Origin of the sequence: Pantoea sp. ME81 (assembly GCF_903970985.1) — a bacterium.
Classification (GTDB): Bacteria; Pseudomonadota; Gammaproteobacteria; order Enterobacterales; family Enterobacteriaceae; genus Pantoea; species Pantoea communis.
In genome coordinates, this window is record NZ_CAJCKS010000300.1 from 1 (window position 1) to 3,057 (window position 3,057).

The following is a 3,057-nucleotide window of genomic DNA, read 5'->3' on the forward strand; positions in this document are numbered from 1 at the left end:
CGTACAACGTCAGATCGGGCAACCAGGACAGAGCTGGGGTTCCATGCTGGCACTCGATCGTGCCGGTGTCGATCGCATGGGCAGCTGGTTGCAGGACGAAATGCAGCCAGAAGCACGTCGTGATCGTCTGGCCCAGCAATTAAGCACCTTGCAGCAGAAGCTGGTAGAGCGTTTGCAACCGTGGACCGAATCCACTGCCACGCCAGAACAGGCGGCACGCAAGCAGGCGATTTCCGATACCTTGCTGAAATGCTTGCAACATCGCACTGGCCTGCACGGCGAACTGCTGGAGCGCTTGCAGCCTTCGCGCGAAGCGGTGCGTCAGCTGTGGCTGAGCCAGAGCAGCGGCACTGTCGTGCAGCACAGCGCGAAAACCGCTGCGGCTGAGCAGAGCTATTTTGGTATTGGCTTTGAGTTTGACCTGTTTAAAGATGAACCGGTGGCCCCTGCGGAACCGCGTAACAGCAGCGGCCAGCGCGATCAGCAATTCCCGCAGCAGGTGTTTGCGCTGTGGCTTGAACATCTGCGACAGTTGCCGGAAAGCCGGAGTTTGCTGACGCTGCTGAACGTGGATAAGCCGACCATGGAATTGCTGGTAGAAGAGCTGATTACCGCCAGCTTCCGCCTGAAGGTATTAAGTAAGCTGCAAAGCGCGCTTAACGAACCGGATGCGCAGGCCAGCGCGCATGAAGCACGTACCGATCGTCAGGTCTCGCGCGCGATGACGGTGTTGGGTGATTTTGTCGCCTGGCTCGGCTTCCTGCAGCGTCCGGAGAGCGAGCGGCCTGAGAGTCGTGTTAATCGCGGACAAACCATCTTCGCCCGACCACCTGCGCCGAGCGTGAGCTTCTCGCCAGGTCAACGTTTAACACGTTTGTCAGCCGCACCCGCCAATCATACCGCCTATTATATCTATGACTGGCTGGTGGGATTAAATTCGGTCATCGTGGAAAACAACGGCTATACCGGCGGCAGCGATCTGCCCGCCAATGCCCGTCAGATGCTGGCGATACTACTGTTGCCGCTGCACGCGTAATCAGTCATGAATCAGGCGCAGCTCGCCTCGCAGCTGCTGCGCCGCCTCTTCCATCAGCGCCAACACCGGTGCAAACTCCGCCTCGCTCGCCTGTGCAATATGATGTAAATGCAGTTCAGCCGGCAGCGCAATCCCGCCCGTCAGCCAATCCCACAGTGCGTCCAGATTACAGCCAAACTCTCCGCTGCAGCCGCTTTGAGCCACAAACTCACGGTAAAACGCCTGCCGGCTGGCCAATTGCTGGAAATCAAAAGAGAGGGTCAACATGGTTAGTTCACCTGTTTGAAGCTGCGATAGTGATCGGTGGTCAGAAAGATCAGTCCATCTGAAGAGTAAAGCAGACGATCGGCGTCGCGGTGACCGCAATCGTAATTCACATCGGCCTCATACCATTGCCGCCCCGCTTGCATTGGCAGGCGCTGTTCACGATTGCTAAAACGATCGCCACCAATGGCGCGGCCCGGCAACACCGTGCACAAGTCGCCTTTGCTGGGGTTCCAGCCCTGACGGCGTGCTTCATTTTTGGTGAGATAAAGATCCGGCAACTGATGATTTTGCTGTAACCACTGCGCCACCGTGTGGGCATCGGTGAGTTTGGCAATATCTGTGCCCTGTGCGGCGGTTTTACCGGTGAAATGCGGCTTAAGCCCGGCCCAGGTGGCGGCCAGCGCGAGAATGAGTCCAATCCAGAGTTTCTTTGACATAGTGACATCCCGAAGTGCAGGACGCCGATAATAGCAGGATTATCGTGAAGAAGAACGCGGGCCAGCATGGCTGGCCCTGGCGGAGGTGTTACTGCATCGCACTCGCGGCTGGCACGGCATGTCGACGCCATGCGCCTGGCGCCACGCCATACTGACGTTTGAAGCTGCGATTAAACGACTGCTGCGAATCAAACCCCAGTGAAATCGCCACATTAAGGATCGGTTCGTTGGTGGTCGTTAAGCGGTCCGCCGATTTTTTCAGTTTCTTATTACGAATGTACTCGCCCAGCGGGAAGCCGGTGTGCTCTTTGAACATACGCTGCAGGTGCCATTTCGAATAACCGGCGCGCCCTGCTACGGTGTCCAGATCCAGACGTGCTTCAATGTTGTTATCAATCCAGTCGATCAGATCGTGAATAAATGCGTCGCTCATCATCCCATTTTCTCCCGTCGCTTTAACGAACAGTATCAGTATCAGTTGCAATTACACTTTAAGGGTGACTGACTATGACATTTAATGCAAGTTTTATTATTGCATTAAATGCCGCACTCGCCGTAGGGGCTTTCCCCCGCTGAAACGAATTGATCAAAACAGCACATAAAGTGTATCAGATATTCTTGCAGATGCAGTTTGCAGCAGCCTACACTCATCGCGTTTTAATGCAATCTTAAAAGTTGCAGATTTTTCGTACATGTCCTTTCTTTTTTCACACCAACGCGGAATAACAACAATGCATCTGCAAACATATGGGGTTCGTCGGGCAGTAAGCCTGTCAGGAGTGATGTTGCTGGGAAGCCTGCTGGCCGCTTGCGATCGGGGTGTGGCGCAAAACGCCCCGCCACCGCCGCCCGAAGTGAGTGTCGCGCAGGTGGTCGAACAAAAAGTCAGCCAATGGGATAGCTTCAATGGTCGCTTTGAAGCGGTGCAAAGTGTGCAACTGCGCCCTCGCGTTTCCGGCTATATCGATCAGGTTAACTATCGCGAAGGCGATGACGTGAAAAAGGGTCAGGTGCTATTTACCATTGATGACCGCACCTATCGCGCGACGTTAGAGCAGGCACAAGCTGAACTCGCGACCGCGCGCAGTCAGGCATCGCTGGCGCGCAGTGAGTCGGCACGCACCGATAAACTGATTGGCACCAATGTGGTATCCCGTGAAGAGTGGGAACAGCGTCGTTCTGCAGCGAGTCAGGCGCAGGCCAATGTGCTCTCCGCGCAGGCCGCCGTTGATATGGCGCAGCTGAATCTCGATTTTACCCGCGTCACTGCCCCGATTGATGGCCGTGCCAGCCGCGCGATGATCACCACCGGTAACC

General features: G+C 55.7%; 5 protein-coding genes. 2 read left to right on the forward strand and 3 right to left on the reverse strand.

Annotated elements, in window-relative coordinates:
• Positions 1 to 1,036, forward strand: a 1,036-nt coding sequence (locus H7A81_RS26565) for a virulence factor SrfC family protein (protein ID WP_220458127.1), incomplete at its 5' end; no start/stop codon positions are given.
• Here H7A81_RS26565 and H7A81_RS26570 read toward each other — a convergent pair.
• The 3 genes from H7A81_RS26570 to H7A81_RS26580 form a co-directional block, all read right to left on the reverse strand.
• Entirely contained in the window at positions 1,037 to 1,303 is a 267-nt protein-coding gene (locus H7A81_RS26570; RefSeq protein ID WP_038647177.1) for a barstar family protein, read from the reverse strand.
• A 2-nt stretch (positions 1,304 to 1,305) separates the two neighbouring features.
• Positions 1,306 to 1,740, reverse strand: a complete 435-nt coding sequence (locus H7A81_RS26575) for a ribonuclease domain-containing protein (RefSeq protein ID WP_182059265.1) — start codon at positions 1,738 to 1,740, stop codon at positions 1,306 to 1,308.
• Positions 1,741 to 1,828: 88 nt separating this feature from the next.
• Positions 1,829 to 2,176, reverse strand: coding sequence for a helix-turn-helix domain-containing protein (locus H7A81_RS26580; RefSeq protein WP_182059266.1), 348 nt, complete (start codon positions 2,174 to 2,176; stop codon positions 1,829 to 1,831).
• 295 nt (positions 2,177 to 2,471) lie between these two features.
• On the opposite strand from H7A81_RS26580, the gene H7A81_RS26585 reads away from it, so the two are divergent.
• A partial coding sequence (locus tag H7A81_RS26585) for an efflux RND transporter periplasmic adaptor subunit (RefSeq protein ID WP_182059267.1) occupies positions 2,472 to 3,057 on the forward strand: 586 nt, incomplete at its 3' end.

Coding starts and splice junctions, on each gene's coding strand:
- H7A81_RS26570 (WP_038647177.1), bottom strand. CDS start 1,303: ATGTTGACCCTCTCTTTTGATTTCCAGCAATTGGCCAGCCGGCAGGCG.
- H7A81_RS26575 (WP_182059265.1), bottom strand. CDS start 1,740: ATGTCAAAGAAACTCTGGATTGGACTCATTCTCGCGCTGGCCGCCACC.
- H7A81_RS26580 (WP_182059266.1), bottom strand. CDS start 2,176: ATGATGAGCGACGCATTTATTCACGATCTGATCGACTGGATTGATAAC.